Source organism: Trichormus sp. NMC-1 (assembly GCF_001858025.1).
Lineage (GTDB): Bacteria > Cyanobacteriota > Cyanobacteriia > Cyanobacteriales > Nostocaceae > Anabaena.
Genome location: NZ_LZQD01000009.1, coordinates 55,218 through 82,174, shown reverse-complemented (window position 1 = coordinate 82,174; position 26,957 = coordinate 55,218). Strand labels below are relative to the sequence as shown.

The 26,957-nt window shown below is 39.6% G+C and carries 28 protein-coding genes and 1 pseudogene; 13 read left to right on the top strand and 16 right to left on the bottom strand.

The features are described 5' to 3' along the window. The first annotated feature begins 8 nt into the window (after window positions 1-8). Genes A9Y75_RS22300 through A9Y75_RS22290 form a run of 3 tightly spaced genes read left to right on the top strand, consistent with a single transcriptional unit; the run spans window position 9 to window position 2,091 of the window. Window positions 9-917 carry a Ycf66 family protein gene (locus A9Y75_RS22300; RefSeq protein WP_071191725.1) on the top strand — a complete coding sequence of 303 codons (909 nt, stop codon included), beginning with the start codon at window positions 9-11 and terminating at the stop codon, window positions 915-917. Between the two features lie 47 nt (window positions 918-964). Next, window positions 965-1,519: a TolB family protein gene (locus A9Y75_RS22295; RefSeq protein ID WP_071191724.1), complete on the top strand. Its 555-nt coding sequence runs from the start codon at window positions 965-967 to the stop codon at window positions 1,517-1,519. Window positions 1,520-1,563: 44 nt separating this feature from the next. Then, window positions 1,564-2,091 carry a TolB family protein gene (locus tag A9Y75_RS22290; protein WP_071191723.1) on the top strand — a complete coding sequence of 176 codons (528 nt, stop codon included), beginning with the start codon at window positions 1,564-1,566 and terminating at the stop codon, window positions 2,089-2,091. A gap of 58 nt (window positions 2,092-2,149) precedes the next feature. On the opposite strand, the gene A9Y75_RS22285 is transcribed toward A9Y75_RS22290, so the two are convergent. Then, on the bottom strand, window positions 2,150-3,148 hold the full coding sequence (locus A9Y75_RS22285; RefSeq protein WP_177176275.1) for a succinate dehydrogenase/fumarate reductase iron-sulfur subunit: 999 nt from the start codon (window positions 3,146-3,148) through the stop codon (window positions 2,150-2,152). Window positions 3,149-4,158: 1,010 nt separating this feature from the next. Here A9Y75_RS22285 and A9Y75_RS28795 point away from each other — a divergent pair. From A9Y75_RS28795 to A9Y75_RS22265, 4 genes are all read left to right on the top strand, one after another. Continuing rightward, window positions 4,159-4,305: a hypothetical protein gene (locus A9Y75_RS28795; protein ID WP_177176270.1), complete on the top strand. Its 147-nt coding sequence runs from the start codon at window positions 4,159-4,161 to the stop codon at window positions 4,303-4,305. Window positions 4,306-4,744: 439 nt separating this feature from the next. Continuing rightward, window positions 4,745-5,182, top strand: coding sequence for an AbrB family transcriptional regulator (locus tag A9Y75_RS22275; protein ID WP_071191720.1), 438 nt, complete (start codon window positions 4,745-4,747; stop codon window positions 5,180-5,182). A gap of 430 nt (window positions 5,183-5,612) precedes the next feature. After that, window positions 5,613-6,482, top strand: coding sequence for a CPBP family intramembrane glutamic endopeptidase (locus tag A9Y75_RS22270; protein WP_177176269.1), 870 nt, complete (start codon window positions 5,613-5,615; stop codon window positions 6,480-6,482). A gap of 131 nt (window positions 6,483-6,613) precedes the next feature. Continuing rightward, a complete protein-coding gene (locus A9Y75_RS22265) occupies window positions 6,614-7,738 on the top strand; it encodes an RNA-guided endonuclease TnpB family protein (RefSeq protein WP_071191718.1) in 1,125 nt (374 codons plus the stop codon). A 50-nt stretch (window positions 7,739-7,788) separates the two neighbouring features. Here the strand turns inward: A9Y75_RS22265 and A9Y75_RS22260 are convergent, their stop codons facing one another. The 4 genes from A9Y75_RS22260 to A9Y75_RS22245 all read right to left on the bottom strand — a co-directional run bounded on the left by A9Y75_RS22260 (window position 7,789) and on the right by A9Y75_RS22245 (window position 11,049). Further along, a complete protein-coding gene (locus A9Y75_RS22260) occupies window positions 7,789-8,910 on the bottom strand; it encodes a geranylgeranyl reductase family protein (protein WP_071191717.1) in 1,122 nt (373 codons plus the stop codon). A 212-nt stretch (window positions 8,911-9,122) separates the two neighbouring features. Beyond that, entirely contained in the window at window positions 9,123-9,671 is a 549-nt protein-coding gene (frr, locus tag A9Y75_RS22255) for a ribosome recycling factor (RefSeq protein WP_071191716.1), read from the bottom strand. Further along, entirely contained in the window at window positions 9,658-10,386 is a 729-nt protein-coding gene (pyrH, locus tag A9Y75_RS22250) for a UMP kinase (RefSeq protein ID WP_071191715.1), read from the bottom strand. Before pyrH ends, frr begins: the two co-directional genes overlap by 14 nt. 81 nt (window positions 10,387-10,467) lie before the next feature. Continuing rightward, window positions 10,468-11,049 (bottom strand): thioredoxin family protein, encoded by a 582-nt coding sequence (locus A9Y75_RS22245; protein ID WP_071191839.1) that lies wholly within the window; start codon window positions 11,047-11,049, stop codon window positions 10,468-10,470. 342 nt (window positions 11,050-11,391) lie between these two features. On the opposite strand from A9Y75_RS22245, the gene A9Y75_RS22240 reads away from it, so the two are divergent. Next, window positions 11,392-12,282: an alpha/beta fold hydrolase gene (locus A9Y75_RS22240; protein WP_071191714.1), complete on the top strand. Its 891-nt coding sequence runs from the start codon at window positions 11,392-11,394 to the stop codon at window positions 12,280-12,282. A gap of 143 nt (window positions 12,283-12,425) precedes the next feature. On the opposite strand, the gene A9Y75_RS28790 is transcribed toward A9Y75_RS22240, so the two are convergent. From A9Y75_RS28790 to A9Y75_RS22215, 5 genes are all read right to left on the bottom strand, one after another. Then, complete coding sequence (locus A9Y75_RS28790) at window positions 12,426-12,629, bottom strand: hypothetical protein (protein ID WP_177176268.1); 204 nt, start codon at window positions 12,627-12,629, stop codon at window positions 12,426-12,428. 318 nt (window positions 12,630-12,947) lie between these two features. Continuing rightward, on the bottom strand, window positions 12,948-13,223 hold the full coding sequence (locus tag A9Y75_RS22230; RefSeq protein WP_071191712.1) for a hypothetical protein: 276 nt from the start codon (window positions 13,221-13,223) through the stop codon (window positions 12,948-12,950). 662 nt (window positions 13,224-13,885) lie between these two features. Next, complete coding sequence (locus A9Y75_RS22225) at window positions 13,886-16,054, bottom strand: peptidase domain-containing ABC transporter (RefSeq protein ID WP_071191711.1); 2,169 nt, start codon at window positions 16,052-16,054, stop codon at window positions 13,886-13,888. 87 nt (window positions 16,055-16,141) lie between these two features. After that, window positions 16,142-17,671 carry an HlyD family efflux transporter periplasmic adaptor subunit gene (locus A9Y75_RS22220; protein ID WP_071191710.1) on the bottom strand — a complete coding sequence of 510 codons (1,530 nt, stop codon included), beginning with the start codon at window positions 17,669-17,671 and terminating at the stop codon, window positions 16,142-16,144. A gap of 583 nt (window positions 17,672-18,254) precedes the next feature. Further along, entirely contained in the window at window positions 18,255-18,962 is a 708-nt protein-coding gene (locus A9Y75_RS22215) for a diacylglycerol/polyprenol kinase family protein (RefSeq protein ID WP_071191709.1), read from the bottom strand. Between the two features lie 51 nt (window positions 18,963-19,013). Here A9Y75_RS22215 and yidD point away from each other — a divergent pair, with 51 nt between their 5' ends. Together yidD and A9Y75_RS22205 are read left to right on the top strand one after the other, a co-directional pair. Then, window positions 19,014-19,259 carry a membrane protein insertion efficiency factor YidD gene (gene yidD, locus A9Y75_RS22210; protein WP_071191708.1) on the top strand — a complete coding sequence of 82 codons (246 nt, stop codon included), beginning with the start codon at window positions 19,014-19,016 and terminating at the stop codon, window positions 19,257-19,259. Window positions 19,260-19,300: 41 nt separating this feature from the next. Then, entirely contained in the window at window positions 19,301-19,978 is a 678-nt protein-coding gene (locus tag A9Y75_RS22205; RefSeq protein ID WP_071191707.1) for a M15 family metallopeptidase, read from the top strand. A gap of 52 nt (window positions 19,979-20,030) precedes the next feature. On the opposite strand, the gene A9Y75_RS22200 is transcribed toward A9Y75_RS22205, so the two are convergent. Then, the gene (locus tag A9Y75_RS22200) at window positions 20,031-20,504 is read right to left on the bottom strand and encodes a TspO/MBR family protein (protein ID WP_071191706.1); all 474 of its coding nucleotides are present in this window, start codon (window positions 20,502-20,504) and stop codon (window positions 20,031-20,033) included. 27 nt (window positions 20,505-20,531) lie between these two features. Between A9Y75_RS22200 and A9Y75_RS28785 the strand changes: the two genes are divergently transcribed. Further along, window positions 20,532-20,765 (top strand): hypothetical protein, encoded by a 234-nt coding sequence (locus A9Y75_RS28785; protein ID WP_071191705.1) that lies wholly within the window; start codon window positions 20,532-20,534, stop codon window positions 20,763-20,765. 58 nt (window positions 20,766-20,823) lie between these two features. Further along, on the top strand, window positions 20,824-21,414 hold the full coding sequence (locus A9Y75_RS22190) for a DUF3611 family protein (protein WP_071191838.1): 591 nt from the start codon (window positions 20,824-20,826) through the stop codon (window positions 21,412-21,414). Here the strand turns inward: A9Y75_RS22190 and A9Y75_RS30280 are convergent. The 5 genes and pseudogenes from A9Y75_RS30280 to A9Y75_RS22170 form a co-directional block, all read right to left on the bottom strand. Continuing rightward, entirely contained in the window at window positions 21,405-21,536 is a 132-nt protein-coding gene (locus A9Y75_RS30280) for a hypothetical protein (RefSeq protein WP_269086327.1), read from the bottom strand. The genes A9Y75_RS22190 and A9Y75_RS30280 overlap by 10 nt on opposite strands. A 108-nt stretch (window positions 21,537-21,644) precedes the next feature. Beyond that, window positions 21,645-22,619: a GTPase Era gene (gene era, locus A9Y75_RS22185; protein WP_071191704.1), complete on the bottom strand. Its 975-nt coding sequence runs from the start codon at window positions 22,617-22,619 to the stop codon at window positions 21,645-21,647. A gap of 126 nt (window positions 22,620-22,745) precedes the next feature. Beyond that, window positions 22,746-23,120, bottom strand: a pseudogene (gene era, locus A9Y75_RS22180) (GTPase Era); the annotation flags it as partial. Window positions 23,121-23,455: 335 nt separating this feature from the next. Then, window positions 23,456-24,589, bottom strand: a complete 1,134-nt coding sequence (locus A9Y75_RS22175) for a succinylglutamate desuccinylase/aspartoacylase family protein (RefSeq protein WP_071191703.1) — start codon at window positions 24,587-24,589, stop codon at window positions 23,456-23,458. Between the two features lie 100 nt (window positions 24,590-24,689). Continuing rightward, window positions 24,690-25,328: a histidine phosphatase family protein gene (locus A9Y75_RS22170; RefSeq protein WP_071191702.1), complete on the bottom strand. Its 639-nt coding sequence runs from the start codon at window positions 25,326-25,328 to the stop codon at window positions 24,690-24,692. 125 nt (window positions 25,329-25,453) lie between these two features. Here A9Y75_RS22170 and A9Y75_RS22165 point away from each other — a divergent pair, with 125 nt between their 5' ends. Continuing rightward, on the top strand, window positions 25,454-26,848 hold the full coding sequence (locus A9Y75_RS22165; protein ID WP_071191701.1) for a carotenoid oxygenase family protein: 1,395 nt from the start codon (window positions 25,454-25,456) through the stop codon (window positions 26,846-26,848). Window positions 26,849-26,957 lie beyond the last annotated feature (109 nt).

Genomic DNA, 26,957 nt, shown 5'->3' with positions numbered 1-26,957 from the left:
AAACAGAAATGATAAATTTTGGGCTGAATTCAGCTGGTGTTTTGGCTCAGGTTAATTTTGGGACGAACTCAGCCAGTATTCTAGGAATTTTCCTGGCTGTGGCTGGAGCAGCACTGTATTTTCTTCGCACTGTGCGTCCAGAACTTTCACGAGATCAAGATATCTTTTTTGCAGCAGTAGGCTTGCTGTGTGGTTTTATTTTGATCTTCCAAGGATGGCGGCTAGACCCAATTCTACAATTTGGTCAGTTGCTTTTAGTTGGTACTACTGTATTTTTTGCCGTTGAAAGTATTCGTCTACGGAGTATAGCGACCCAACAAGCTAAACGGAATACGCCAATTGTGGACGATGAGCGCGAGGTCAGCAGAAAATATTCTTACTCTGAGCGGCGGAATTATCAAGCTGAGATGGATGCAGATTTGGAACCACTGCCTTACGAGGAGGAAGAACGTCCTCAACGTGCTAGGATTCGCGGTAGCAGAGATGAAGAATCAGGGCGTGATGATTATTATGAGGAGCAACCTCCCCGCCGTTCAGAACGCCGCAATAATAGGGACAAACCAGAAACAGGAGAAACGAACCGTCGTTCTAGCTCTAGGCGTTCAGTGAGTCGTCCTACTGAAAGTTATGAAGAAGAAAATTGGGGTTCTGTTTCTAGGGGAGTTGATGATTGGGAAAGTCCACCAGAGGATGTAAAAAAAACACCCCGTCGTACTAATAACCGACCCCAGCGTCCAGAAAGTCGTGAGGATGATGTTGCTCCCAGACCGAGAAAGCGTCGTCCACCCACTGATTCTACTCCCGGCAGACAGAGGGATGATGATGAGGCAATTCCCACTGATTATGTGCCATACAACCCAATCGAAAAGCCAAGTGAGCGACCAGATAATTCCAACGATTTTGATGACGATATTTAAATCATTTGGGGTGGTGGTAGTGTCGGAGGAGAGGGAAAAAGTTTGATGTGAAAACATTTATCTCTAGATTTTGGCTCCAAAAACCAATTCATTGGAGCCTAATTTGTGGTTTGACAAGTTTACTTATATCCTGTGGTGCTAATGAGATTTCTTTAGGGCCTACTTCTCTGAATAGTCGCTATAAGGAGGAGCAACCTGCATTTAGTGGAAATGGTCGGTTTTTAGCTTTTGTATCCAATCGCAATGGTAGTCAGCAGTTGTTAGTGTACGACTTAGAAACCCAAGTTTTTATTCGTACACCGGGTTTAAACAGACGGGAAACAATTGCCGAAAGTCCTAGCCAGAGCTATACAGGTCGTTATATCTGTTACATTACTAGCGACCAAGGCAGACCAGTGATAGCATTGTACGATCGCTCTATACAACAGTCACAAATCCTCACTCCCACCTATCGGGGTTGGATCAGAAATCCTTACATCAGTCCTGATGGGCGTTATGTTGTGTTTGAATCTGCTAGTCGTGGACAGTGGGATATTGAAGTTTTAGATCGAGGTCCGACTGTGGAGTTAGATATTCCCAATGGTGCAACTGTAAACAATTAAAAATTAAAAATTAAGAATTAAAAATGAAGAATAATTAATAACCAATGACCAATGATAAATTACTTATTATTTTATTTTTATGCTCTAGTTTGTTGACTGGGTGTTTTGGCTACCCGCGTTTGTTAAGTTATCCATTTGATGCCGGTGGTCGGAGTCTCAATAGTCTGGCTTCAGAAGTAAATCCCCAAATTTCTGGGAGATATATTGTGTTTACGACTGACCGCAGGGGTAGCCAAGATGTCTATATGTTCGATACGGTGACTCGAAATTTGGTGGATTTACCGGATTTGAATTCCTTTGATAGCATCGCTTCTCATCCTTCAGTGACTCAAGATGGTCGTTATATTGTGTTTGTGGGGAGTCGTCAGGGACGATCTGGGATTTTTCTCTATGACCGGGAAACTCGTCAATCACGGAATTTAACTACTAATCTGCAAGCGGAAATCCGCAATCCTACAATTAGTGCTGATGGAAGTAGGATTGCTTTTGAGTTTAGTAATAATGGGCAATGGGATATTTTACTGTATGACCGTTCTGGACGACAGTTGAATATCCCGCAAGAACCGAGGTGAATACAATTAAAAATTAAAAATTAAGAATTAAAAATTAATTGTACTCACAACTCAGGATTCATGATTCGGTTTTTTGGACGGATTCGATGAGCGATCGCACTTGTTGTGTCCCTTCTGATGGTTCAAAGGAGAGGGGGAATTTACCCCGGACGAGCATTCGCAAGCCTAAAGGTGCAAGGCTGAGTAATCCTTTTAAATCGCGGAAGTAGTTACCAACTACTTGGATACCAAATTGACGTTCATCAATCCAACCACCTGCTTTCACTAACTCGATCAATACTTTGCGGTGACGAATTGAACGGCTATCGCTGGCTTGTTTGCGATCAAGAATTTCTTGTTTAATTTTGGTGATTTGTTCTAATGGTGCAACTTCCATTGGACAAACTGAATCGCAGTATAAACAGCGAGTACAACCCCAAACGCCTTTAGTACCTTCGTTATAGTTTTCTAAACGATTTTCAGTATCACTATCGCGGGAATCGGCTACCATGCGATATGCTTTGGCCAGAGCATGGGGGCCTACAAAGTCGGGATTGACTTCGCGAGCGTTGCATTCAGAGTAGCAAGCACCGCACATAATACAATTGCCAGTTTGATCGAGGAGCGATCGCTCTTGTGGTGTTTGCAAAAACTCTTTTTCTGGTACTTGTCGTGCTGCTGTACTCACATAAGGAGCAACAGCTTCTAAGTTATTCCAAAAACTGCTCATATCCACAACCAAATCCTTAATTACGGGCATATTACCCAAAGGAGCGATGGTGATTTCGTGAATGGTATTATCTTCGGTTTTCGATGATGAAATTTGTGGTAATCTAGCTAGTTCACTGCCAACATTTTCCTTACAAGCTAAAGCTGAACGTCCATTGATTCGCATCGCACAGCTACCACAAATCGTATTGCGGCAATTTTTGCGAAATGCTAAAGTTCCATCTTGTTCCCACTTAATCTGATTGAGGCAATCTAGGATTGTATTACCTGGTTCTACCTGCAAAGGATAAGTTTGCACAACAGGGACGGAATTTTGTTGCTGCCGAATAATCTTAAAAATAACTTCCATTGTTACCCACCAAATTATTAAAATTGCCTCACCTGGCTCCGAAATCATCAGTAAAGCCAGGTTATTGGGAAAAATAAACAGCTAAGAGGCTGACATTTAATGATCTCATGATTTCAATTCCAGGATAACCATTAAGATTTTAGTTGTAGAAATGCCGTCGGGGGCATTTGTCTCCAAAAAGCATATGGTTAGATTTCATTTACTTGTTGGACAGTACAAGGTAGGGGTGTTTAACCGTGCCAATTTTAGATTTTGGATAATGGAATTGTTTTTTGTACCCTTACGGGGAAGCAAGCTATATGCCCTAAACCTTGAGGGTGCAGTCAGTCTCAAATCTAAAATCTAAAATCCAAAATTGTTTGACCTAGAAAGGTGCTTGCCTGATTAAATGTACCTTAGACTATCATTACATCTTAAAGTCTGCTCCGGGATGAAGGCTTGGGGACTGGACTTTTCCACCTTTACAGGTATGAAGCATAAATTTTGAAAAATCTTTTTTTATTTTCGCCAACCAGCAGCGAGGGATTTACTGATAACTACTTTAACCTTGTTCCTTTACACTTGACACTTCTTTAGTCAAGTCCCAGTTATAAAAATTCTTCCAGCAGTAGGGAAGAACGATATTTTAAATATGTAGAAGTGTTAAAGCGGATGACAATCATCTGGTCGTGACTATCAAGCAGCGGATAGATGTGGTAAATTGATTCTTCCCCTAGACAGACTTACAGAATAATTGGAGAGATTTGGCCTGATGCTAATAAAAGGGTGGAAAATCCAGCCTGGTTTTTGTTTCATCTCTATCAAGAAAACTGTAGATTTAACTCACTCACTCAAAATTGCTCCTCTCAATTAGATAAATTTTGATAAAAGCCATGACCCAATACTCATGAGAGCATAAAGCCAGAGGAAAATCCACACTGCTTTTTCTCTACCCAAGTTCAGGGATTAAAAAAAAAGTTGCTCCGCAAGTTGAATTTTAAATTAAACAAATATTTTGCTATTATTAGTCCATGCTAGTATTTAATAGAAAATTACGAAGGAACAAAACCAAAGCTAATAACCGCACAAGTGCGGCTGTTGCTGATTTGTTTATTCGTAATGTAGAGATAAGAAAATTCACATCTCTACTGGCTGGACAAAAGGGTGTATGTCCGTAAGACCATAAGCAAATACTATGCTGTCCTAAGCTTGAGATGAGGAGTGGGGACTACCCTACAAGTCAAGGTCAAGAAAGGCAAGCACAGAAAGTGGAAAACCTGCAATTTGTTGTCTCTACGACTTTTTTGTAGTAGAACTAACCTGATTTGTAAAGGTGGCTTAAAATTACACCCCTACAGTAACGCCAAAAGATAAAATACTTTTATTTCTAATGGCGAATGATGGTTAAAAGTGCTGTAAAATCACCTAAATAAATGTCTGTGAATACCATGACCTCTAATTTATTGTGGATAGAGGTGCTTGGGCTGTTCATATCAGCAGGAATTCACTCCTCACCCTAGAGTCTTCAGTAGCTCTATGCAGTGGCTAAGAAGCCAAATACTGGAATAAAACGACATTGTTGATCAGCTTGGAGAGATTAAGGAAATTTTGAAAATAATGACTGAAACTGCAACCGCCGCATTAACTGGAAAAGCACTACTTGCTAAAGTAAAAGAGCTTTCTAATTTACCACGCCGAGAAAGAGCAAAGCAGTGCGGCTATTACACCGTCACTAAAAATAACCAAGTTCGTGTTAATCTCACCGATTTTTATGATGCTTTGCTGTCTGCTAGAGGTATTCCTCTTAGTCCAGAAGCACCTAAAGATGGACGTGGCCGCGAACCGACATACCGCGTAAGTGTTCACCAAAATCGTCAAATTGTCATTGGTGCTACCTACACCAAAGCAATGGGCTTAAAACCTGGTGATGAGTTTGAAATTAGGCTCGGTTACAAGCATATTCACTTGATTCAGTTGGGTGAAAGTGATAAAAAGTTAACATCCCAGGATGTAGACTCTGACGAAACAGAGTTAGAAGATGAAGAGGAAAATTAAATTTTTCTGATAGTAGGGGTAAGTTTTGGGTGAGTGCTTGATAACTTGTCCCTACTGCTACAGATAACTAGTACGGCAGTGCGGAATTAAAAATTAAAAATTAAAAATTAAAAAAGCAGATTACACCAGCTGTTGAAGAATTTTTAATGGTTGGTTGACGGCTGCTGTTGTGTACTAGGATTTGTAGCTTAAAAATTCGTTCACAGAAAAATTCCGATTTTACCAACAATTTTAGATTTCAGAAAAGCCGATTTGAGATTTTTTTGTTTGAGGTTGATGCGGGATTAAAGTTTCTCTAGGCCAAAACCCTTTGTGGGTGACATAAATCCAAAATCCAAAATCCAAAATTGCTGGAACTTGTGCATGAGTCACAAATTCTAGTAGAGTCTTGATTAATAAACAAGAACTCTATTTTGGATAGAAGTATATCGTGTTCTTTTTGTCGGTTTCAATAGCATTTTTAGAGCCATTGACCAATACTTTACTGACATTTCTTAAAGATTCGTCAGTACTGCTAGTTGTCATGGCTTTTTTCATTACTTGGGTAGGGTGCTGGTTGCCAATAGCAGTGATAATTGGGATGGTTATAAATTGGCAACTTAATAAACCTTTACAACCAGATCAAAAAATACCTTTATTGGTTTCTCTCTATTTATTAGCACCCTTGATTCTCTGGGGAATAAATGGGCTAGGACTGGGGTCTTTTGCTGATTATGGTTTGGTTGTTAACCGTTCTATTTTTGGTTCCTTACTGCTGGGTTTTGGTTTGGGTGTGTTGGGATTAGTTGTAGTGTTTACCTGCCAATTTTGGCTCGGTTGGTGCTATTTAGAAAAATCAAATATCAAGTTAATACCAACTATTTTGCTACCAATTTCCTTGGTGGCTTTATTTGTGGGTGGGATAGAAGAGTTAGTTTTTCGGGGTTTTTTGTTAACTCAGTTAGAGAAGGATTATGCAATTTGGGTGGCGGCGATTATTTCCAGCTTGATTTTTGCTTTACTACATTTAGTTTGGGAACAACGGGAAACTGTACCGCAAATCCCTGGATTGTGGTTAATGGGAATGGTTTTGGTGGTGGCCAGATTCGCTGATAGTAATAATTTAGGAATAGCTTGGGGACTTCATGCCGGATGGGTATGGGCGATCGCTACCATAGATACAGCAGAACTTATTACCTACACAGGAAAAGTCTCAGAATGGCTAACAGGTAAAAACAAAAAACCCCTAGCTGGTTTGGCTGGGGTTCTGTGCGTTCTGGGAACAGGAGTGATTCTTTGGTTATTTTCTCAGTCTGTTTGAAATTAGTGGTAATTCGTAATCATCATCCTAAAATTAAGAATTATCGAAAAATTGGGTTTAAAGCCCCGTCCTTCTAGGACGGCTTTCTCTTAGTATGGAGATTTATGCTGAATCCGAAATAAAATCCTAGCATGAAAACCCTGAAGTTTAAGCTGTATCAACACAATCGGAATAGATATCTCAAACGCACCATCAATGCTGCCGGAGTTATCTATAACCACTGTATTGCCCTGCATAAACGATACTATCGCATATGGGGTAAACACTTGAACTGCTCTAAACTTCAAGCTCATATTGCCAAACTCAGGAAACGTCATCCCTTCTGGCAACTAGTAGGTTCCCAAGCAGTACAGGATATCTGTCAACGCATTGAGAAAGCCTATCAACTATTCTTTAAGCAACACCAGAAGGGGGTAAGACCACCCGGATTTAAGAAAGCTAAAAGATATAAATCCTTCACCCTCAAGCAAGCCGGATACAAATTTATGGGAGGTAACAGAGTCAAGATAGGTCAGCGAGTTTATCAGTATTGGAAGTCTAAAGAGATAGAAGGAACAGTCAAGACCCTAACTATCAAACGCACATCCCTAGGTGAGTTGTTTATGCTAGTTGTTGTTGACAGTGAAACCGAACTAATGAGCAAATTCGAGACGAGTAGAATCGCTGGATTTGATTTTGGTTTGAAAACATTTCTGACTGTCTCCAATGGCACTAAGATTGAATCACCATCTTTCCTCAAGCAATCCATAAATGCCATCAAGCAAGCCAGTCGTCAACATTCAAAGAAAGTTAAAGGTTCCAATAATCGAGAGAAAGCTAGAAAGAACTTAGTTCGCAAGTATGAAAATATCTCAAATCGCCGTATTGATTGGTTCTGGAAACTAGCCCATAACCTCACCGATGAATTTGATATCCTCTGCTTTGAAACATTAAATCTGAGAGGAATGCAACGCCTCTGGGGAAGGAAGATATCAGACTTAGCTTTTGGAGAATTTCTGCAAATTCTGGAATGGGTTGCTCAGAAAAAAGGGAAGTTTGTGGTCTTCATAGATCGATGGTATCCCAGTTCTAAAACCTGTTCTGCTTGTGGACATGTCTTGAAAGAGTTGGATTTATCAGTCAGAGAATGGCGTTGTCCATCTTGTCAATCTGTCAATGGACGAGATGAAAATGCTGCTAAAAATATTTGTGCGGTCGGGGCATCGACCGCTAAGGTAGGTGATGTTAGACAGGGTTTCCCTGCAATTGCTGTTTGAGCTTAGAATCCCCGTGCGTTTACGCCGGGGAGTATGTCAAGAATTATTACCTAACCACCAAAACCAGGGATTAAACGTTTCAATGCGCGACCGGCTACATCGCCATAGCGCAGTTCTCCACACAGGATTTTACCCATGATTTGAGCGCCAGAGGGACGTTTAACACCCACTTTGTAACCAATACCAGGGAAGCGATAAAATGCTCCGGCTAACTTTTGCGCCCAAGCCATTTCTGAACCCCATTGTTCGTTAACGGCGTTGCTATATTGCTCTAAGGCGTTGATATCCCCACTAAGAGCATCGTTAATAGATGCTGCGGCTAGGACACCACTAAAAATAGAGGGACGAATACCTTCGGCGGTAAAAGGATCAACTACACAAGCAGCTTCACCAGCTAAAACTGCATTTTGGGTATGCAGCTTTTGGTTTCCATCCCAAATACACAGGGGATGACCATACTGCTTGCTATTTGTGACATTTACATTAAAAGATTTGGCGTATTCATCTAAAATTTTCTTAAAATCCTGGGGTTCGCCACCAATAAATGTACCAACCCCGATAGAATAACCGTCAGCTTTGGGGAAGTTCCAGATATAACCGTTTTTGACTAAACCAAACTCAAAGTGAATTGTCGATTTTTTCTCTACATTTGCTGGAATTTCAGCTTCTAATGCTCCTGCTAGACGGCGTTTACGGTCTTTGAAGCCGAGCCATTTTGCCATTGGACCCTTTGCACCATCAGCGGCGATTAAGTAGCGGCCTTCTACTAATCCGTTTGCTGTGTTAACTTGCCAATAATCGGTTTTAAATTCAATGCCTGTGACTTCTGTATTGTCTCGTAGTTCAGCACCTTGGCTTTGAGCTTGCTGTACTAAGAAATGGTCGAAAACATCTCGCCGTACCATCCAGACTGGTTCTTTGGTGGCGATTTTGGCTTCTACGGGGTCGCCTAATTTCCAAGTGAAGCGGAGAGAGTCAGCTTTGACAGAAATTGCGGGGCTAAAGTCAAAGTCAAACCATTGTGCGATCGCTGGTGACACACCACCACCACAAGGTTTATATCGGGGCAGGGATTCTTTTTCCAAAACTAAGACTGAGCGTCCCCGCTTGGCTAAATGATATGCTGCTGTTCCACCCGCTGGGCCAGCACCGATGATGATGCAGTCGTACATAATGGCTGAATTTTTGCTTTCTATTTTAATTAGTTGATTTTCCAGTATATATAAGGCTTTCGGATTTTTGGTAAAGTTTCAATAAATATAGGGAAGGGGAATAGGGAAGAGTCCAGAAGGGATTAATGTTTTTCTCCTGAACTCTTGTAGCTGCTCTTACTCAATACTCGGTACTCAATACTCGGCACTCGGTACTCGGTACTCGGCACTGCTTAGACGGTGGTGATGTCTTTTTCTTTGTCTGCCAACAATTCATCAATTCTGGCAGTGTACTTATTTGTCAGTTTTTGCAGTTTGTCTTGCTGATCTCGTGATTCGTCTTCGGACATTTCCGCAGCTTTTTCCTGTTTACGAATCGAGTCGAGAGCATCACGACGGATATTGCGAATGCCTACCCGACCTTCTTCAGCATACTTAGCGGCCATTTTGACAAATTCTTTCCGGCGATCGCTTGTCAAAGGTGGAATATTGAGCCGAATCACAGAACCGTCATTACTGGGGGTTATACCTATATCTGACAAAGAAATTGCTTTTTCAACTATGTTGAGACTGCTCTTATCGTAAGGCTGAATCAGGATTGTTGAAGCATCAGGGGTGCTGATATTTGCTAGAGATTTCAAGGCGGTGGGTGTACCGTAATATTCCACCTGTACCTTATCTAGTAGACTCGCATTGGCGCGACCAGTGCGAATGGTATTAAAAGAGCGTTGAGTAGCCTCAACGCTATGCTGCATCTTACTTTCAGCTTCAGCTAATTTCACAAGAACCTCCCACAAGGGTACCGATTGATTCTCCCATTACTGCTCGGCGGATATTACCTCGCACCGTTAAGTCAAATACAAGAATGGGAATATTATTTTCTTTACACAAGGCAATTGCGGTGCTATCCATGACTCGCAAATCTTTAGCCAAAACATGGGCGTAGGTGAGGGTTTTATAACGCTTGGCATCAGGATAAATGTGAGGATCAGCGTCGTAGATTCCGTCTACTTTGGTGGCTTTAAAAATCACTTCTGCATCTATTTCGGCTGCTCTTAAAGCGGCTGTGGTATCTGTAGTAAAGAAGGGATTTCCCGAACCTGCACCAAAAATTACCACCCGTCCTTTTTCGAGATGACGGATGGCACGACGACGAATATACGGTTCTGCTAATTCTTGCATAGCGATCGCAGTTTGTACCCGTGTCTGTATCCCTATCCGTTCTAGCGAATCTTGCAGCGTCATGGCATTCATTACCGTGGCAATCATCCCTATGTAGTCAGCAGCTGCCCTGTCCATACCTGCTGATGCCGCTTTGACACCTCGAAAAATATTACCGCCGCCTACGACGATGGCCATTTGAACGCCAGTGGCTATCACCTCTCCTACCTCTGCGGCTATCTCTTTGACCACTTCTGGGTCAATACCATAGCCCATGTTGCCCATCAAGGCTTCACCACTCAGTTTAAGTAAAACCCGTCGGTAATTCGTTCCCATGAAGTTTCGCTTTATCAAAAAAGTTGCAATTGCCTCCAATTTAAGATAGCAGTACAATGACTATCTGTGTCTAGTTCTGGTCTATTTCCGCCATACTAATGGCGTACCAACTGGTTGTGTTTGTACTGGCTGGATTTCTTGACCTTGAAATAATGCTGCGATCGCATTTCTTAAATAATCTGTTCCCTCTGCTAATGGATCTTGGGGATGATCGTCAATTTGACCTTTGTACCGCAAAATTCCATGATGATCGATTAAAAAAGCTGTAGGTGTGATGATGGCACCAAAGCTACAAGTCACATCCTGGGTTGAGTCCCGTAGGTAGGGAAAGTTTAACTCATGTTGCTGGGCAAAAGCTTTCATATTCTCAAAATTTGACCCAGGGCTAAAGTCTTCTCCATTTTTAACATCATTGTCATTGGCATGACTACCATTTAAACCAATTAGTGTGAACCCGCGTGGGGAGAATTCCGCTTGAATACTTTTTAGTCTACTAACATACAACTCTACATAGGGACAATAGTTACACATGGATATGACACATACAGAGCGTAAATTTTCTAAATAACGGCTGAGATGGTGTACGCGCTCATCAACTCCTGGTAACTCAAAATCTGGGGAATAACTGCCAATCGGCGTATCAATTGTTTCTAGTATAGTCATCTTCTCTTGCCCGAAGGAACTAGGAACAAAAACTTTTTCAAAATCAGCGTCGGTTTCCAAGTGTAAAACCACGCTTGAGCATCTGTTTTATATCCAATTAATTTTATATACTAATTTAGCAGGCGTAAATTGTAAAACTACTCAATCTAGTGCTAGTACAGCACGGCGTAAATAAACCAACCATTCTAAATCTCCAACAATCTTATGCTGTCTTCGTTTTGACTTTTGACTTTTGACTTTTGACTTCCGCCCTGCGGTACTAGTGCTATTTTTATCGTCTCAACGTATATTTTTTATGTAAATTTTATATAAAAATATTGCCAAGCAGCACGTAAATTTTCTATGAAAAATCCCACGGATGCATTTATATCAACAAAAACCTGGCTTTGGCAAGGTTTCCCCATATGTTACCAAACCCAAGGAACTAGTGGACCTGCTGTGATTCTGGTGCATGGCTTTGGCGCATCGTGGTTACACTGGCGCAAAAATATACCAGTTTTAGCAGAAAATTGTCGGGTTTATGCCATTGATTTGATTGGCTTTGGTGGTTCAGCTAAACCTGCACCTGGTGAGAAAATTACCTACACACTAGAAACTTGGGGACAGCAAATAGCCGATTTTTGTCGGGAAGTGGTGGGTGAACCTGCTTTTTTGGTAGGTAATTCCATTGGTTGTATTGTCGCTCTGCAAGCTGCGGTAATTAACCCGGATATGGCGTTAGGAACTGCATTACTTAACTGTTCTTTGCGGTTACTGCACGATCGCAAACGTGTTACTTTACCTTGGATCAAGCGTTTTGGTGCGCCAATTCTACAAAACTTTTTATCTATTAAACCAGTAGGTGATTTCTTTTTTAGTCAATTAGCTCAACCGCAAACAGTCAAAAAGATTCTTTTACAAGCCTATGCGAACGGGGAAACAGTGACAGATGAGTTAGTAGATATTTTGATGACACCGGCAAAAGATCCTGGTGCTGCTGCCGTATTCTTGGCTTTTACTGCTTATTCCAGTGGACCTTTAGCGGAAGACTTATTACCTATATTATCTTGTCCAGCGATTATTTTATGGGGAACGGCTGACCCGTGGGAACCTATTAATTTAGGTAGAGAGTTAGCCCATTTTCCCCAAGTACAAAAGTTTATTCCTTTAGAAGGTGTGGGGCATTGCCCTCAAGATGAAGCTCCGGAGTTGGTAAATCCCATTTTACAACATTGGATTAGTGATCAGGCATAAAAAATAGGGAGAATGCACCTACTTTCTCAAAAATTGATTTATTTTGAGCGATTTATAGGATGCTTCTCCCGCTAATTGCAAAGTTAAAACTCTGCGGCTATTCACTAGGTTTTGCTAACTTGAGCTTTTCAGAGAATCAGCAACTAATCACATCTAGCTCTGCATCTTCTTACAGCCCTTCTTATGCATCTACGGAGACAGCTCCTATCTTTGCCGTTGTCTTCATCATCATCATTATCATCATCATCACCACCTTTTCTGCCACCAGAGATAAATTGTTGATCCTCTGTGGATAGGTCAACTAATAAATCAGAAAGTAAATCGAATTTAGTCATTGTTGCCGTCATGATTGTTAGCCTCATTTATTTAATATAGGTTTTCAAAACCTATTGCTTTATTTATATCTATGTTTTTGATAATTTTAATTATACTTTGGTTATAAATAAGGAATATATTTTTATTTCTTTTGGATTATTATCAATGGTGTTTTTTCTATTTAAATAATTTCAATTTAGTCTATTGATAAATAAAATGCACCCTTGGTATTGACATACCTGGATGGGTGCAAAATTATGGCTATAACTTTGACGTTTTTTTCAACTCTGCGCGTGTCAATTATCCCAAATTATTTCCGAATTATGGAATCACCGAAAAGACATGAATGATTAAATTCTGACATTATAAGTAGGGCGATAGACAAGGGGGCGGTAGATTAAAAAGCGATAGCTAGACCCACCCCCATTACCTCCATTATCCCCATTATCTTCTCCGTTATCTCCGTTATCTTCTTCGTCTTCGTCGTCTTCAGAGGAGGAAAAACCTTTACCTTTACTCATGCTGCCTTTTTTACAGGATAGCAGAGAGCATCCTCCTGCTAAAATCTCCTGTTCCTCTGTCGATAAATCAACAATTAAATCAGATTGCACGACTTGATTTGACATGATTTTTAGCCTCATTTAGTGATATAGGCAGTACATACCTATATATCTATTTATAAAGAGAATTTTAAATATTTAATTAACCTAAAGACATAAAAAAATAATAAAAATATGACTGAAGAATTGGTTATAAATATATTAAATTATTATTGCCAATAGCCAGATTTTTGACAATATTTATATCACCTAAAAGTGAGAATTGTAGTAATCACCAGGTATAGACATATCTACAAAAAATTTTATAAAGTAACTATAGAAAAATGTCGAGAGTAAAATTCATCTCAAAATCTAAATAGCTCACTAAGAAGATGGATTTTTTTAAAAATTTATTAAAATTTTATCCTAGTTATTTTTACAAAAATTAAATTTTTGCTGCCCAAGATAGAAGCATCTATGAGGATTTGTAAGAATTTATATTTAGTATTTTTTGTAGTATAATCACCTGTTGCAATAGTTAAATTACTATTACCTTCGTGGTCAATATCAGTTTTTTTGTCAACATAAATTACCTTCAGCTAAAATAGAAGATGCTTGACCAATAACTACATATTCCTGTTTTACTCGCGACAGATATTTAAATAATTGATGTTGATTGAGTTAAGGATTTTTAGATATATTATTGTTGGTGGCAACGATAGGGCAACGAAAGCTTTGATGATATTAATTTATACAGTTAAAAACTGCAAATGTTCTCCAGGTTTTGACAAGAAGGTATCAGGAGTTCCTTGAATTTGTACCTGACCTTTTTCTATAAGGACAATCCAATTAGCGCGATGAATGACACTGGGACGATGGGTAATTAAAATAGTGGTTTTACCTTGACGATATTCCAAAAGACGATCTAGAACATGAGCTTCACTGATGGGATCTAGTCCTGCGGTAGCCTCATCTAAAATCAGTATAGGTGGATTTGTGAGAATTCCGCGAGCGATCGCTAATCTTTGTCTTTGTCCACCGGAAAGATTTGCTCCAAATTCCCCTAATACGGTTTGATATTTATTAGGTAATTGACTGATAAAACCATCTGCATCAGCAATATCGCAAGCTTTAACTATTTCTTCAAAAGGAATAGAAGGTGTTCCTAAACGAAAGTTTTCCAAAATTGAACGACTCCAAAAATGAGGTTCTTGGGGGACATAAACGACTTGTTGTCGTAAACAATCTAAAGCAATATCTTGGATATTAAGATATCCGATGCGGATATTACCAGAATCAGGTTGATATAAGCCACCCAATAATTTAGCTAAAGTGCTTTTACCACACCCAGACTTCCCAATTAAAGCAATTACTTTTCCTCCGGGAAGCTTAAGAGAAAAATCATCTAATAAATCAACTCTTCCAGGGTGATGGAATTTGAGATGGGAACAACTAATATCTGCATCACCAAAAATTTGTACAACTGGTTTGGGACTTCCTCCTACTACTTCTGGTGTAGCATCAATAACTTCTAATAATCGGGAAACTGCGGTTTGGGAGCGAAAATATTCATCAACAAAGTCAACTAATGAGCTAATTAAAGCTAAAACATTCACCTGTAAAGCGTTAAAAGCTAACATTTGACCAATGCTTAAATTTCCCTGAATTACTAAAATACTCCCAAATCCTAGTAAAATGACACCACCAATTGTAGATAGAAGTTTAGCAATAGTACCGTTGATAATTGCTATTTGAATTGTACTGAAAGTAAGATTGGCAAGACGGCCAAAACGACTTTGAAATTCATCCCAAAATTGAGGAGCAGCATTTGTAGTTTTGACTACCTGTGCGCCTTTAAATGTTTCTACTAAAACACCTTGATTTTCTGCTCCTAAAACTAAAATACTACGGGTTTTTTGTTGAAGAATGGGTAAAAAAGGTAAGACAGATAAAGTCATTAATCCAGCAATTAATAAAACTGCTGTCGTTAATTGCCAGCTATAAAATAACATTAAGCAAAAAGAAATTACAGCAATAAAAAATTGACTAGGTAAAACAATAACAATCTGTGATACTAGCTGGTTGATTTCATTAATATCTCGTAGTCGGCTGGCGATTTCGCCACTCCGACGAGATTCATAATAACTTAAGGGTAATTGGAGAAGTTTCCGCCCAAATTCTAGGACTAAACCTAATTGTAATCTTTGCCCAAAATGAGAAATCATTAAGGATTCAAATACTTGCAAACCTGCACTAAATAAACTCATAACTACAACTGCAGAAACCACAACTGTAAGTAACTGCACATCCCCACGCACGAGAACATCATCTGTTAATAATTGAATCAAAATAGGAGTTCCCAAAGCTAATAAACCCAGGACAATATTGATCATTAAAACCTGAGTTAGCAAGCCACGATAGGGTAAGATGCGGCGGAAAAAACGCGTGATACCACCTTTTGATTGTTCTTGAGGTTGTTCAAAAAATTGATCTGGATCTGGCTCTAATAAGAGCATGACCCCTTTCCAACCATTAGTGAATTCTTCTTTAGTAAGATAACGAAGCCCGACAGCAGGATCAGCAATAACGTATTTTTTGCCTTTTTTACCATATAAAACCACCCAATGGTAGCCTTGCCAATGGATAATTGCCGGTAATGTAATTTCGGTAATTCTGTCTATAATTTCTGGGGAAGCTTTGACGGCTCTAGCATTAAAACCAAGATTTTCAGAACCTCGCTTTAAACCTAATAATGTTGTTCCTAATTGTCCAGTGCCTACGGCTTCTCGGCTTTTAGTCATGCTTAAAAAGCGTCCATAATGCTTGGTAATGGAAGCTAGACAAGCGGCTCCACAGTCTTCTTCACTTAACTGTAAAGTACACTGGTAATTTTGATGAGGTTTGAAGATATTGAACATAATTATTAAGAGGAGTTTAGTAGGTTGGCTTGCGCTGTTGCTTAACTCAATCTACTGTTTTGTACGATTTTCAAAGAATGTATTGAATTATGAGTTGGTGATTAATTTGGCTTTTCTGAGGATGAATTGCAGTACAGTTTCCCGACGAGAAATAATATCAGCGCGTCCTTCCATACCAGATTTGAGATGACACAAGCGATACCTTCTGTCAGCTTCGCTATCGCTTTTTCCTAGATATAGGGTTTCTGGTTCAATGGTGACTTCATAGGTAGATGCTTGGGGTGTACCTATAACTGGATTATTTTGTGTAGTTGCTAGAGCATCTGGTGCGACTGTTTTCACAGTTCCTTTGAGAGTTCCATACTCTGGATAGGGACAAGCAGAAACCTGCATTTGTACTGCTTGATTTGCTTTTACTTTGTCAATATCTTTTGCGGAAACATTAGCTTTGATAATTAAAGGAGCATCAAGAGGAGCAATTTGAGCAAGAGCTTCACTTAGTTGTACACTCTGTCCAGGGTTGCGGAGTTTGAATTGCATGAGTGTGCCGGTAGTTGGGGAACGAATCACACTTTTTATCAATTCATTTTCGAGTTGTTGTAGTTCTTGACGAGTGCGAATTTGTTGTTTTTGTAGTTCTAAACGTTGTTGAAGTAATGTTTCTCCTTCTTTTTTTAAAGCGGCTAAAGTAGCTTCACCTCTGGACTGTTCTTGTTGAATTCGTTCCGATGCTACGGTTACAGTTGAGTTACTAGGATTAATGGCAATTTTGGCTTTTTGTAAGTTGATTTGTGCTAATTTTACGGCTTGTTCTTTTTCTTCTTGGAGATTTTTAGAACTAGATTTTGCTTGTTCTAATTTGGCTTGAGCAGATTTTACAGCTTGGTCTTTTTCTTCAACTAAATTCTTAGACACTGCTCCTGTTCCCATTATGCTCTGTAAGCGATCTCGCTGCAATTTAGCCAGATTTAAGCCGGCTTCTGCTTCTTGTACAGTTGCTATTAATACTTTTTCTGTTTGTAATCTTTTGAGTTGATCCTGCGCTAATTTTACAGCTATTTCTGCTTGGCTCATTTCCGCATTAGCTTTAATTTGCTGATCTTTATAGTTGCGTTCAGTACCAGTCAACTCAGCTTGTGCGGCTATAATGGTGCGGTCATTTAAATTGGTTTGAGCAATTATTTGAGTATTGATTTGATTGATTTGAGCATCAATTTGAATAAGTTGTAATTGATTTTTATCAAAAGTAGTTTGCAGTTGTTTTTTTTGAGATTGTAGTTGGGAATCATCCAGGTAAGCAATGATTTCTCCCTGATTTACCAACTGATTTTCTTTAACTGCAATTTTTTTGACAGTTCCCGTCATTGCAGATTCAACTAACCTTAATTCTCCTAATGGTCGAATAGTTGCAGGAACTTTCACTGTAACGTTGTAATGTAATACAGAGGTGAGACTTACAGCTACTACAAACATAGTAATCATCACTCCCCCACCGATATTTATCCATTTACCAATATGGGGAAGAAATTCATTAGCTTCTAGTATATGCAAATCTTCTGGAGTCGGGTTATTGAAGTTATACCAAGAATTGTTTTCTTGACGTTGCCAGGAATCCACGGTATTGCACCTTTAGTTATGAATAAATAACTTGATTTTCAAAACACAAGTAATCAGAAAAAGAGAATATTTGTGTCTCTTTCCTACTTTGTATAAGCCTACATTTGAGAATAGTTGATACTGGTTTATAATCACCAGTGCTAGGTGCTTCCTCAAAAAATCGCCAATCTTAAATTTCAGTACCATCAGTTAGTATCTCTTGTTCTTTACCTGATAAAGCCACAAGCATTTGATTTGACATGATTGTTATCCTCACCTACTTAATTAGGCGTTTCACAACCTAAGAACTTAACTATAAGCATTGTTGCCTAGGAATTCATAAATCTACGGGTAGAAAGTAAAGTTTGCAAGTTTACCTCTAAGAGTAGAGACAAAATAGTTTTTTTTGACTAAAATAGAATTATTAAAAGATTAATTGTATTAGAGAAAATCTAGATAATATTTAGTTTTTGTTTTTACAAAAATCGCCTGAATCGCCCCAGGCATTCAATTTTTTCATTCAATAAAGAATTCAATATCTATATTTTTAGATATCTCTAATTATAAAAAAATCATTTTCCTATATTTCTAAATCCAGAATTATTCAGTATCCAGACAGTAGCTGAGTTAACATATAAGCACAGATAGCACTACCGATAGGAACTGTTAAATTATCAACTCCCAAAAAAGAAAAGGCTTCTAAAACTGTAGCAATTAAGGCTACCATTAATGAGACTATCCAAGTTTGCCAAATGTTTCCTTGGGTAAGCAGTAAAATAGCCACACAAATAAAATAACTAATTAAAGTAACTGTGAAAGAACCTTCCCAACTTTTTTGAGAACCAAAAATTGTATATTTATGTTTGCCAAAGCGTTTCCCAATTAAAGCTGCTAGTCCATCTCCCCAAGCCATAATCATAATTCCTAAAACAGCGTATTGGGGTTGATGTAAATGCCAAAAACCTGCAACTAAAACTCCTATACTCACAGCATAGAAAAATGTTCCCAAGCTTTGACGACCGACGCTATTAATACCAGGAAGAATTGGGAATAGATAGGATAATAAGGTGATAAAACTCGCTAAAATTGAAGCTGTAATTCCCACAAATGGGGGAATATCTAACCACCAAGCGATTAAAATAACGTTACCTGTGCCAATATGCACGATTTTACGGATGATTTCGGGTTCGCTATCAGTAAAACGACTAACTACCCAAGCAATGCCAATAATTAATCCCACCCAAGCCGCAGCAGGGGCAATTTGCAGCGACAATGGTGAAAGGGTTCCTAAACTGAGGGCTGTGTTAAACAATGATGGAATAGAGGTATTTTTAACTTTAATCCTACTTTATTAGATTTGGGTATGAAAATATTATTGATTTGGCTAATTAAGGGTTATCGCTTATTTATTTCTCCCCTGTTTCCCCCCACTTGTCGCTTTCAACCTACTTGTTCTATGTATGCTATTCAAGCTATTGAACGGTTTGGGGTGTTCCGTGGTGGTTGGATGGGTATTATGCGGATTTTGCGCTGTCATCCTTTTCATCCAGGGGGTTATGATCCTGTTCCAGAGGTGGAGTCAAAGTCTTGTTGTGAACATGAGAAGTGATAGATTATTCCTTTCATTTAGAATTATATCTTTGAAAAATCATGCGACCATATCACCAAATCCCGATTATTGAATGTGGTGAACCTTTAGTACAAATTCCTCTAGAATTGTTTGCGGTGGAATCTCCTCACCCTTATGAAAAGTTAGGTGCTACTTATGGGGAACATTCACCTTATTTTCTGCGCGAAAGTGTAATTGCAAATTTGATTCAGGCGCAAAATTATTTACAATTACTACATCCCTATTGGTATATTCAGATATTCGATGCTTATCGTCCTGTGGCTGTACAGCAGTTTATGGTAGATTACAGCTTTGGGGAAGCGTTGCGAGACAGGGGTTTGACAGCAGCGCAATTATCACCTCAGCAACGGGAAGAAGTTTGGGAAGCGGTTTATGAAATTTGGGCTGTACCCAGTTTAGATATGAATACCCCTCCTCCCCATAGTACGGGGGCTGCGGTAGATATTACCCTAGTGGATGAAAATGGACAAGTTGTCGATATGGGTTCACCGATTGATGAAATGTCCGAGCGATCGCACCCTGAATATTATGCTAAGAGTAATCAACAGTATGATGCTCACCGTCAATTACTGCGAGATATGATGTTAAAAGCCGGTTTTCAACGCAATCCTAGAGAATGGTGGCATTTTTCTTTTGGTGATCAAATGTGGGCTTGGTTGCAGAATCAACCAACTGCTCGTTATGGTAGGTTGGTTTGATTAAACGCAGAGGAACGCTGAGGTTAACGCGGAGGTTCGCTGAGGTTATTGTTTACGCATCCTGGGGGTTGAGATGAATCATTTTCCAAGTTGTATATGTGCCGATAGGACTCCACAGTAAATAAGGAAGCAGTAATAATGCAGCCCAAATAGAAATAGGTAATACTGCAATGGTTACTAAAAGACAGATAATGAAACCTGTACCTCCGAGAATTGTACCCACCTTTAAACTGCGAAGCCGGAACATTACAGGTGTGTAAGCAATGGTAAATATTTCTAGAAGTAGGTATAAACCCATCATTAACCAAGTTGTACCAGTACCGGGGTTGTGTTCCCAGACAATATAAGCTGACCAAGCACCACAAATAAATATTACAGTCCAAATTAGCGGAATTGCGGCTTCAAAAGTAAGCCATCTGGGTCTTTGTAAGTGCCTGAACCACTGGCGATCACTAGGTGTAATGAGGTTAGCCCCTAATGCAACTAAGAAAGCTACACCCCCGATTACCATCCAAGATTTAATCATACTTTTCTATCTTTGGTGCTGATTTTCATGACGACTGATGCAGTAATATTATCAGTCGATAATGTGGTTAATTGTACATATTGGAGATGGGGAGATGGGGAGACGCGGGGACGGGGAGATGGGGAGATGGGGGGACGGGGAGATGGGGAGACGCGGGGACGGGGAGAAATTATGATTTACTGCCCCCTGCCCCCTGCCCCCAATCTATATCTTATGGCTTCATATTTGGTGGTAATTATGTCTGTAGGTGGGGGTATATAGTCAGTTGATGGAACTAGGCTATGTAAATAGGGAACATACCAAGCAACCAGTGATGAATATGCATACTGAATCCGAAGTGCGATCGCACGACCAGCACCAAACATCGCTTGCACCTAAACTACAAGATATTGCTAAAACTATTCACCTCACAGGTTGGCTGAGTTTCTGGGTACAATTGGGACTGGCTGTGGTTTCTGGTTTAGTTTTGTTGTTTGCTATTACTGGTCGTGATTTTGCTCAACAACAAAATGCTGGTTTAGGAATTGGGATATTTTGGGGTATTTGCGGAATTTTACTGCTATTGTTCAGTGTATTTTGGAATTTTCGCTACACACGCTTCGGTAAACGCCTAGCCAATCCTAATTCAACTTTGCATCCTAGTAAGGCAGAAACCGTTACAGCTATCCGACTGGGAATTATAATCAGTTTAGTAGGGATGTTATTAAGCATTTTTGGTGCAGGAGCCACGGTGGCTGTGCTAGTAGGCAAATCTGTATCCCAACCCCCAGGAGTAGCATTTACTGACCCTTACAGAATTATTCGCGCAATGGATGTATTTGTAGAAGTGGCAAATATTAATGGCATTGCGGCTCATTTTGTGGGGACTGTGGCTTCACTGTGGTTACTGGAGCAAGTCCATCAATCGTAATTCGTAATTCGTAATTCGTAATTCGTAATTCGTAATTCGTAATTCGTAATTCGTAATTCGTAATTCGTAATTCGTAATTCGTAATTCGTAATTCGTAATTGGGGACAGGAGAAAGATATCAATAATCATCCTCCGCGTCCCCGCGTCACCCCATCTCCGCGTCACCCCATCTCCCCGTCACCCCATCTCCCCGTCACCCCATCTCCCCGTCACCCCATCTCCCCATCTCCCTATTCTTCCACGCGATACCCTAATTCGGCTAACCTGATTCTTGATTGTCGCCATTTGGGTTGAACTTTGACAAATAATTCTAAGTAAACTTTCCCAGCAATGAGTTTTTGGATTTGTTCACGAGCTTCGCTACCAATTGCTTTGAGCATTGTGCCACCTTTACCAATCAGAATTCCTTTTTGGGAATCGCGTTCGACGTTGATGGTAGCGAGTACACGGGTAATAGCTGGGGTTTCTTCTACTAGATCAATTGCGATCGCTACTGAATGAGGTACTTCTTCTCGCGTCAGTAGCAAAATCTGTTCCCTGATTAATTCTCCCATAATGAAGCGTTCTGGTTGGTCTGTCACTAAATCAGGTGGATAATAAAACGGTCCTGATTCTAAATTTCCAATTAATAATTCTTGCAGATTTACTAATTCTGCACCTGTTTTGGCAGAAAATTTGACACTTTGCCATTGATGAGAATTGGCTAATTCTGTGTAACTTTCATCTAGTTTCTGAAAATCTGATGGTTGTTCGTCGCTTTTGTTGATACCTAAAACCACTGGTGTTTGACTACGACTCAGTAACTCGGCAATATAGCGATCGCCTGAACCACAAGCTACTGTACCATCAACTACAAACAGTACTACATCTACTGACTCAATAGCAATTTTGGCATTTTTTACCAGCACTTCCCCCAATTGATGATGAGGTTTATGAATTCCTGGTGTGTCTACAAAAATTAGTTGGGCTTTTTCAGTAGTTAAAATTCCTCGCAAGCGATTTCGCGTAGTTTGGGCTACTGGTGAAGTGATGGCTATTTTTTGACCGACTAAATGATTCATCAGAGTAGATTTACCGACATTGGGACGACCAATAATGCCGATAAAACCTGATTTAAATTCAGGAGGAGCCTGGGGAATTGTGACTTCTCCTGCCATAGAGAAGGTATAATTATCAATACTACTCACCTTTGACTCCACCTTCATATTTCACACTGGGGATAAATTGGTTTTTTTTCAAATCAAAAACAGACATAAAAATTACCCTGGTCTGTGCGGGGTTGTCCTTATTTTCAGTTTAATCTATTACTGAATATATTTTCATCTTTTCGCACAAGCTACTGTACCATCAACTACAAACAGTACTACATCTACTGACTCAATAGCAATTTTGGCATTTTTTACCAGCACTTCCCCCAATTGATGATGAGGTTTATGAATTCCTGGTGTGTCTACAAAAATTAGTTGGGCTTTTTCAGTAGTTAAAATTCCTCGCAAGCGATTTCGCGTAGTTTGGGCTACTGGTGAAGTGATGGCTATTTTTTGACCGACTAAATGATTCATCAGAGTAGATTTACCGACATTGGGACGACCAATAATGCCGATAAAACCTGATTTAAATTCAGGAGGAGCCTGGGGAATTGTGACTTCTCCTGCCATAGAGAAGGTATAATTATCAATACTACTCACCTTTGACTCCACCTTCATATTTCACACTGGGGATAAATTGGTTTTTTTTCAAATCAAAAACAGACATAAAAATTACCCTGGTCTGTGCGGGGTTGTCCTTATTTTCAGTTTAATCTATTACTGAATATATTTTCATCTTTTCGTCGTAAGAATTCAGGAGTCAGGAGTCAGGAGTCAGAATATTTGTTGGTAGTAGGAATCTATAGAAGCAAGTTTTTCAGGAAATTATCAAGAATGACTCGAAAATTATGATTCATCCTGTATCCTTACTTTTCATAAAAAGATATCAGCAATAATACAAAGTTAGGAAAATTGTAAAATTACAAGTTTTCTGACTGCTAAATTTTTCCAATTTATGACTGAAGCATTCCCAAGACAGACTCACCTTGATTTACAGCCTGATTTGTTGACATATCATAAACCAATCCATCTGCTTCAGCACAGATATCAATTACAGTAGGTAATTTACCTTCTTTATTAAAACTAATAATTTGATACAGTCTATCTCCCGCTTTGACACTACTACCCAATTTAACTCTAGATTGAATCATACCACCTGCAATAGCATAATAAGTTTTTCTGTGGCTACTGGTTGCAAAATACATTTGATGAGATTGTGTTTGCGGTAGCATCAAGTCAGGATTTTGTAAAACCCTTTTTTGTGCTAGATAGTTTTTTACACCCCGCACACCTTGAGCGACTGAATCAGATTTTATCTGCATTCCTGTTCCCAGTTCTAATGTCCAAGCTTCGATATCAAATCTGATATTTTTACCCAGTTTTTCAAAAGCAGATTCTAGTGCTAACCAAGGTTTGATAAAAGCTTCATCAAAAGCATCCCCATCATATTCATCTAATAAAATCCCATAATCAAGTAAGAAGTATTTGGCGCTATCTTCTCGCTTGGGGAAATAATAAAAATAGTCTAAACCTTGATCACCAGAAGAGTGTAAATCAATTAAGTAGTCTGCATCTAAACAGAGGGCTTGTAGTTGATAGCGAAATAGTTCAGTGTAGGGGACACTAGCAGGAGAATTAATTTTTTCTAAATTTTTGGCAAATTTACTTTTAATTGTAGTTAAATAATTTTGTCTGACGACCTCTATATCAAGATGCAATTGAGATTGAGTAAAAGCTACTAAATCATCAGCTTCTTTCTCATAGTCCCAAAAAATGCGATTCCAGTTCTTACCTTCATAAGCACAAAACCTCCCAGGAGAGAAATGTTGAGCGCGTTCATTTGTTCCCATAGGATTACAAACAGGAACTAACCAAATCTCTCCAGCCAAATCAGTGTGATTTATTGATGATAAAAACTCGATTAGCTGATAAATAACGGCATTACCAGAAATTTCTGCTCCATGTAAATTAGATTGAATATAAACCTTTTTACCAGGATGAAAACCGATAAATTTGTAAACTTGAAGAAAGAGGATATCACCTGAAGCCATTTGACGTAAAGGAATAGTTTCAATAATGGGAAACATAATAAAATTGGTGATAATTTGATGATTGGCGAATTACCTATAGGGTAGAAACATTCTCTAGAATGTCTCTACATGAGGTTACAATTTTTTATTAGTGAGTTTAAGTTCCTGGTAAATTCCGCAATCTATCATCTAAATGAGTCCGGTCTGCCAAAGCTTTTAACATTGGTCCATGTTCAGTAAATTCGATAATACTTAAAGAGCTAACAGGACATCCCCAACGATAACGAAAGCGTCCGACATCAATTCCTAATAAACTACAAAGAATGATTCTGATAGTTGCCTTATGAGCAACAACTAAAACATTACCATCATCGTAAAGATGCTTAATTTCTTCAATTACTTGCATAGCACGAGCAGCAATGGTGATTGCTCTTTCCCCACCAGTTGGAGCATACCAAGCAGGGTCAGCTGACCAACGGATATAATCATCATGATATTCACGACTGATGATTTCTGGGGTTTTTCCTTCCCATTCACCATAGTTAATTTCCTTCAAACCATCTCGCAGTTCAGGTTGCATTCCTATAGCTGTACATAAAGGTTTTGCTGTTGCTATGGTTCGTCGCATGGGACTAGAAAAAATTGCTTTCCAAGGGGTAGAACTGTAAGCAGCAGCAAAAGCATTTGCCATTTCTAAGCCGTCAGGGGTGAGTTCTGAGTCTATTGCACCGCAATAGGCATTCATACGACTAGATTCTGTTTGTCCATGACGGAGTAGATAAAGAGTTAGGCTCACGGTATATTCTCACTGTGGTTGAAATTGCCATTGTCAATATTCAGAGAATAACCTGATTGTTGGCCGGCAAAATGTGCGATCGCTCATTATATTAAAGAAAGTGCCAATCAAATTTAATATTGACAATGTTAACAACCGCCGTAAATCCCTATCTTGATGGTAATTTTGCCCCTGTTTCTCAAGAAATCACCACTGATACACTGCAAGTTATAGGTGAATTACCCGCTGATCTTTCTGGGATGTTTGTGCGAAATGGACCCAATCCCCAACGCTCACCCATTGGTCAGTATCACTGGTTTGACGGTGATGGAATGTTACATGGTGTACAAATCAGCAACGGTAAGGCCACTTATCGCAATCGCTACGTTCGCACCAGAGGCTGGAAAATCGAAAATGAGGCGGGTAAAGCTGTCTGGAGTGGATTTATGGAACCACCCCAACAGGATAATCCTCATGGCATCGGCAAAAATACCGCTAATACAGCCTTAGTATGGCACGCAGGTCAATTTTTGGCATTGTGGGAAGGAGGTGCGCCACACAATATCCAACTTCCTGAATTAGACAGCATTGGTGAATACACTTACAACAACCAGCTGATTTCTGCTTTTACTGCTCACCCAAAAGTAGATCCAGTGACTGGGGAAATGATGTTTTTTGGTTACTCGTTTGCACCACCATACTTACAATATGGCGTAGTTTCAGCACAAGGGGAATTATTGCGAACAGTACCAATTGATATCCCTATGGGGGTAATGATGCATGATTTTGCCATTACTGAAAAGTATAGTATTTTCATGGATTTACCCGTGACTTTCAGCCCAGAAAGAATGCAACGGGGAGAACCAATGATGATGTTTGAGAACCAACGCCCCAGTCGCTTTGGCATTGTCCCGCGTCACGGAGACAACAGCAATATCCGCTGGTTTGAAAGTTCCCCCTGCTACGTCTTCCACACCCTCAACGCCTATGAAGAAGGAGACGAAGTAGTACTTATTGCTTGTCGCATGAGTTCTACCACCATTCTCATGGGTGGTTCACAAACAGATCCCACAGCAGATATACCCCTCCTCCACCGCTGGCGGTTTAACCTAATTACAGGTGCAGTCAAAGAAGAAAAGCTAGACGATGTACCCGCAGAATTTCCCCGTGTTAACGAAAACCTCCTGGGAAGAAAAACCCAATATGGCTACGCTGGCAAAATGGCAACAAGTCCTGTACCTTTATTTGAGGGAGTAATTAAGTACAATTTCAGTCATGGCAAATCCCAAACCCATGAATTTGGAAAAGGACGCTATGGTGGTGAATCAGTATTTGCACCCAGCCTGAATGCCACCACAGAAGATGATGGTTGGCTAATCACCTTTGTTTATGATCAAAATTCAGAAACTTCGGAATTAGTAGTCATCAATGCTCAAGATATAACCAGTGAACCTGTCGCGCGGGTAATTATTCCCCAACGAGTACCTTACGGTTTCCACGGTGCTTGGATTTCAGAAGCACAATTGAGCAATTCTCTCTAATTCAAGTTCAAGTAAATTCTAGGAATACGGCATCTCAAATATTGCAAGTCAGCAGATAATATTAAAGGTGTCGTATCAATTCAATACTTTTCGGTTAAGAGTTTTTGTA

What these genes read in the sequence shown, in the direction of transcription:
- A9Y75_RS22300 (WP_071191725.1), top strand. Translation starts at nt 9, where the DNA reads ATGATAAATTTTGGGCTGAATTCAGCTGGTGTTTTGGCTCAGGTTAAT.
- A9Y75_RS22290 (WP_071191723.1), top strand. Translation starts at nt 1,564, where the DNA reads ATGACCAATGATAAATTACTTATTATTTTATTTTTATGCTCTAGTTTG.
- A9Y75_RS22285 (WP_177176275.1), bottom strand. Translation starts at nt 3,148, where the DNA reads ATGGAAGTTATTTTTAAGATTATTCGGCAGCAACAAAATTCCGTCCCT.
- A9Y75_RS28795 (WP_177176270.1), top strand. Translation starts at nt 4,159, where the DNA reads ATGCTAGTATTTAATAGAAAATTACGAAGGAACAAAACCAAAGCTAAT.
- A9Y75_RS22275 (WP_071191720.1), top strand. Translation starts at nt 4,745, where the DNA reads ATGACTGAAACTGCAACCGCCGCATTAACTGGAAAAGCACTACTTGCT.
- A9Y75_RS22265 (WP_071191718.1), top strand. Translation starts at nt 6,614, where the DNA reads ATGAAAACCCTGAAGTTTAAGCTGTATCAACACAATCGGAATAGATAT.
- A9Y75_RS22260 (WP_071191717.1), bottom strand. Translation starts at nt 8,910, where the DNA reads ATGTACGACTGCATCATCATCGGTGCTGGCCCAGCGGGTGGAACAGCA.
- pyrH (WP_071191715.1), bottom strand. Translation starts at nt 10,386, where the DNA reads ATGGGAACGAATTACCGACGGGTTTTACTTAAACTGAGTGGTGAAGCC.
- A9Y75_RS22245 (WP_071191839.1), bottom strand. Translation starts at nt 11,049, where the DNA reads ATGACTATACTAGAAACAATTGATACGCCGATTGGCAGTTATTCCCCA.
- A9Y75_RS22240 (WP_071191714.1), top strand. Translation starts at nt 11,392, where the DNA reads ATGAAAAATCCCACGGATGCATTTATATCAACAAAAACCTGGCTTTGG.
- A9Y75_RS28790 (WP_177176268.1), bottom strand. Translation starts at nt 12,629, where the DNA reads ATGACGGCAACAATGACTAAATTCGATTTACTTTCTGATTTATTAGTT.
- A9Y75_RS22230 (WP_071191712.1), bottom strand. Translation starts at nt 13,223, where the DNA reads ATGTCAAATCAAGTCGTGCAATCTGATTTAATTGTTGATTTATCGACA.
- A9Y75_RS22225 (WP_071191711.1), bottom strand. Translation starts at nt 16,054, where the DNA reads ATGTTCAATATCTTCAAACCTCATCAAAATTACCAGTGTACTTTACAG.
- yidD (WP_071191708.1), top strand. Translation starts at nt 19,014, where the DNA reads ATGAAAATATTATTGATTTGGCTAATTAAGGGTTATCGCTTATTTATT.
- A9Y75_RS22205 (WP_071191707.1), top strand. Translation starts at nt 19,301, where the DNA reads ATGCGACCATATCACCAAATCCCGATTATTGAATGTGGTGAACCTTTA.
- A9Y75_RS22200 (WP_071191706.1), bottom strand. Translation starts at nt 20,504, where the DNA reads ATGATTAAATCTTGGATGGTAATCGGGGGTGTAGCTTTCTTAGTTGCA.
- A9Y75_RS28785 (WP_071191705.1), top strand. Translation starts at nt 20,532, where the DNA reads ATGACGACTGATGCAGTAATATTATCAGTCGATAATGTGGTTAATTGT.
- A9Y75_RS22190 (WP_071191838.1), top strand. Translation starts at nt 20,824, where the DNA reads ATGCATACTGAATCCGAAGTGCGATCGCACGACCAGCACCAAACATCG.
- era (WP_071191704.1), bottom strand. Translation starts at nt 22,619, where the DNA reads ATGAAGGTGGAGTCAAAGGTGAGTAGTATTGATAATTATACCTTCTCT.
- A9Y75_RS22175 (WP_071191703.1), bottom strand. Translation starts at nt 24,589, where the DNA reads ATGTTTCCCATTATTGAAACTATTCCTTTACGTCAAATGGCTTCAGGT.
- A9Y75_RS22165 (WP_071191701.1), top strand. Translation starts at nt 25,454, where the DNA reads ATGTTAACAACCGCCGTAAATCCCTATCTTGATGGTAATTTTGCCCCT.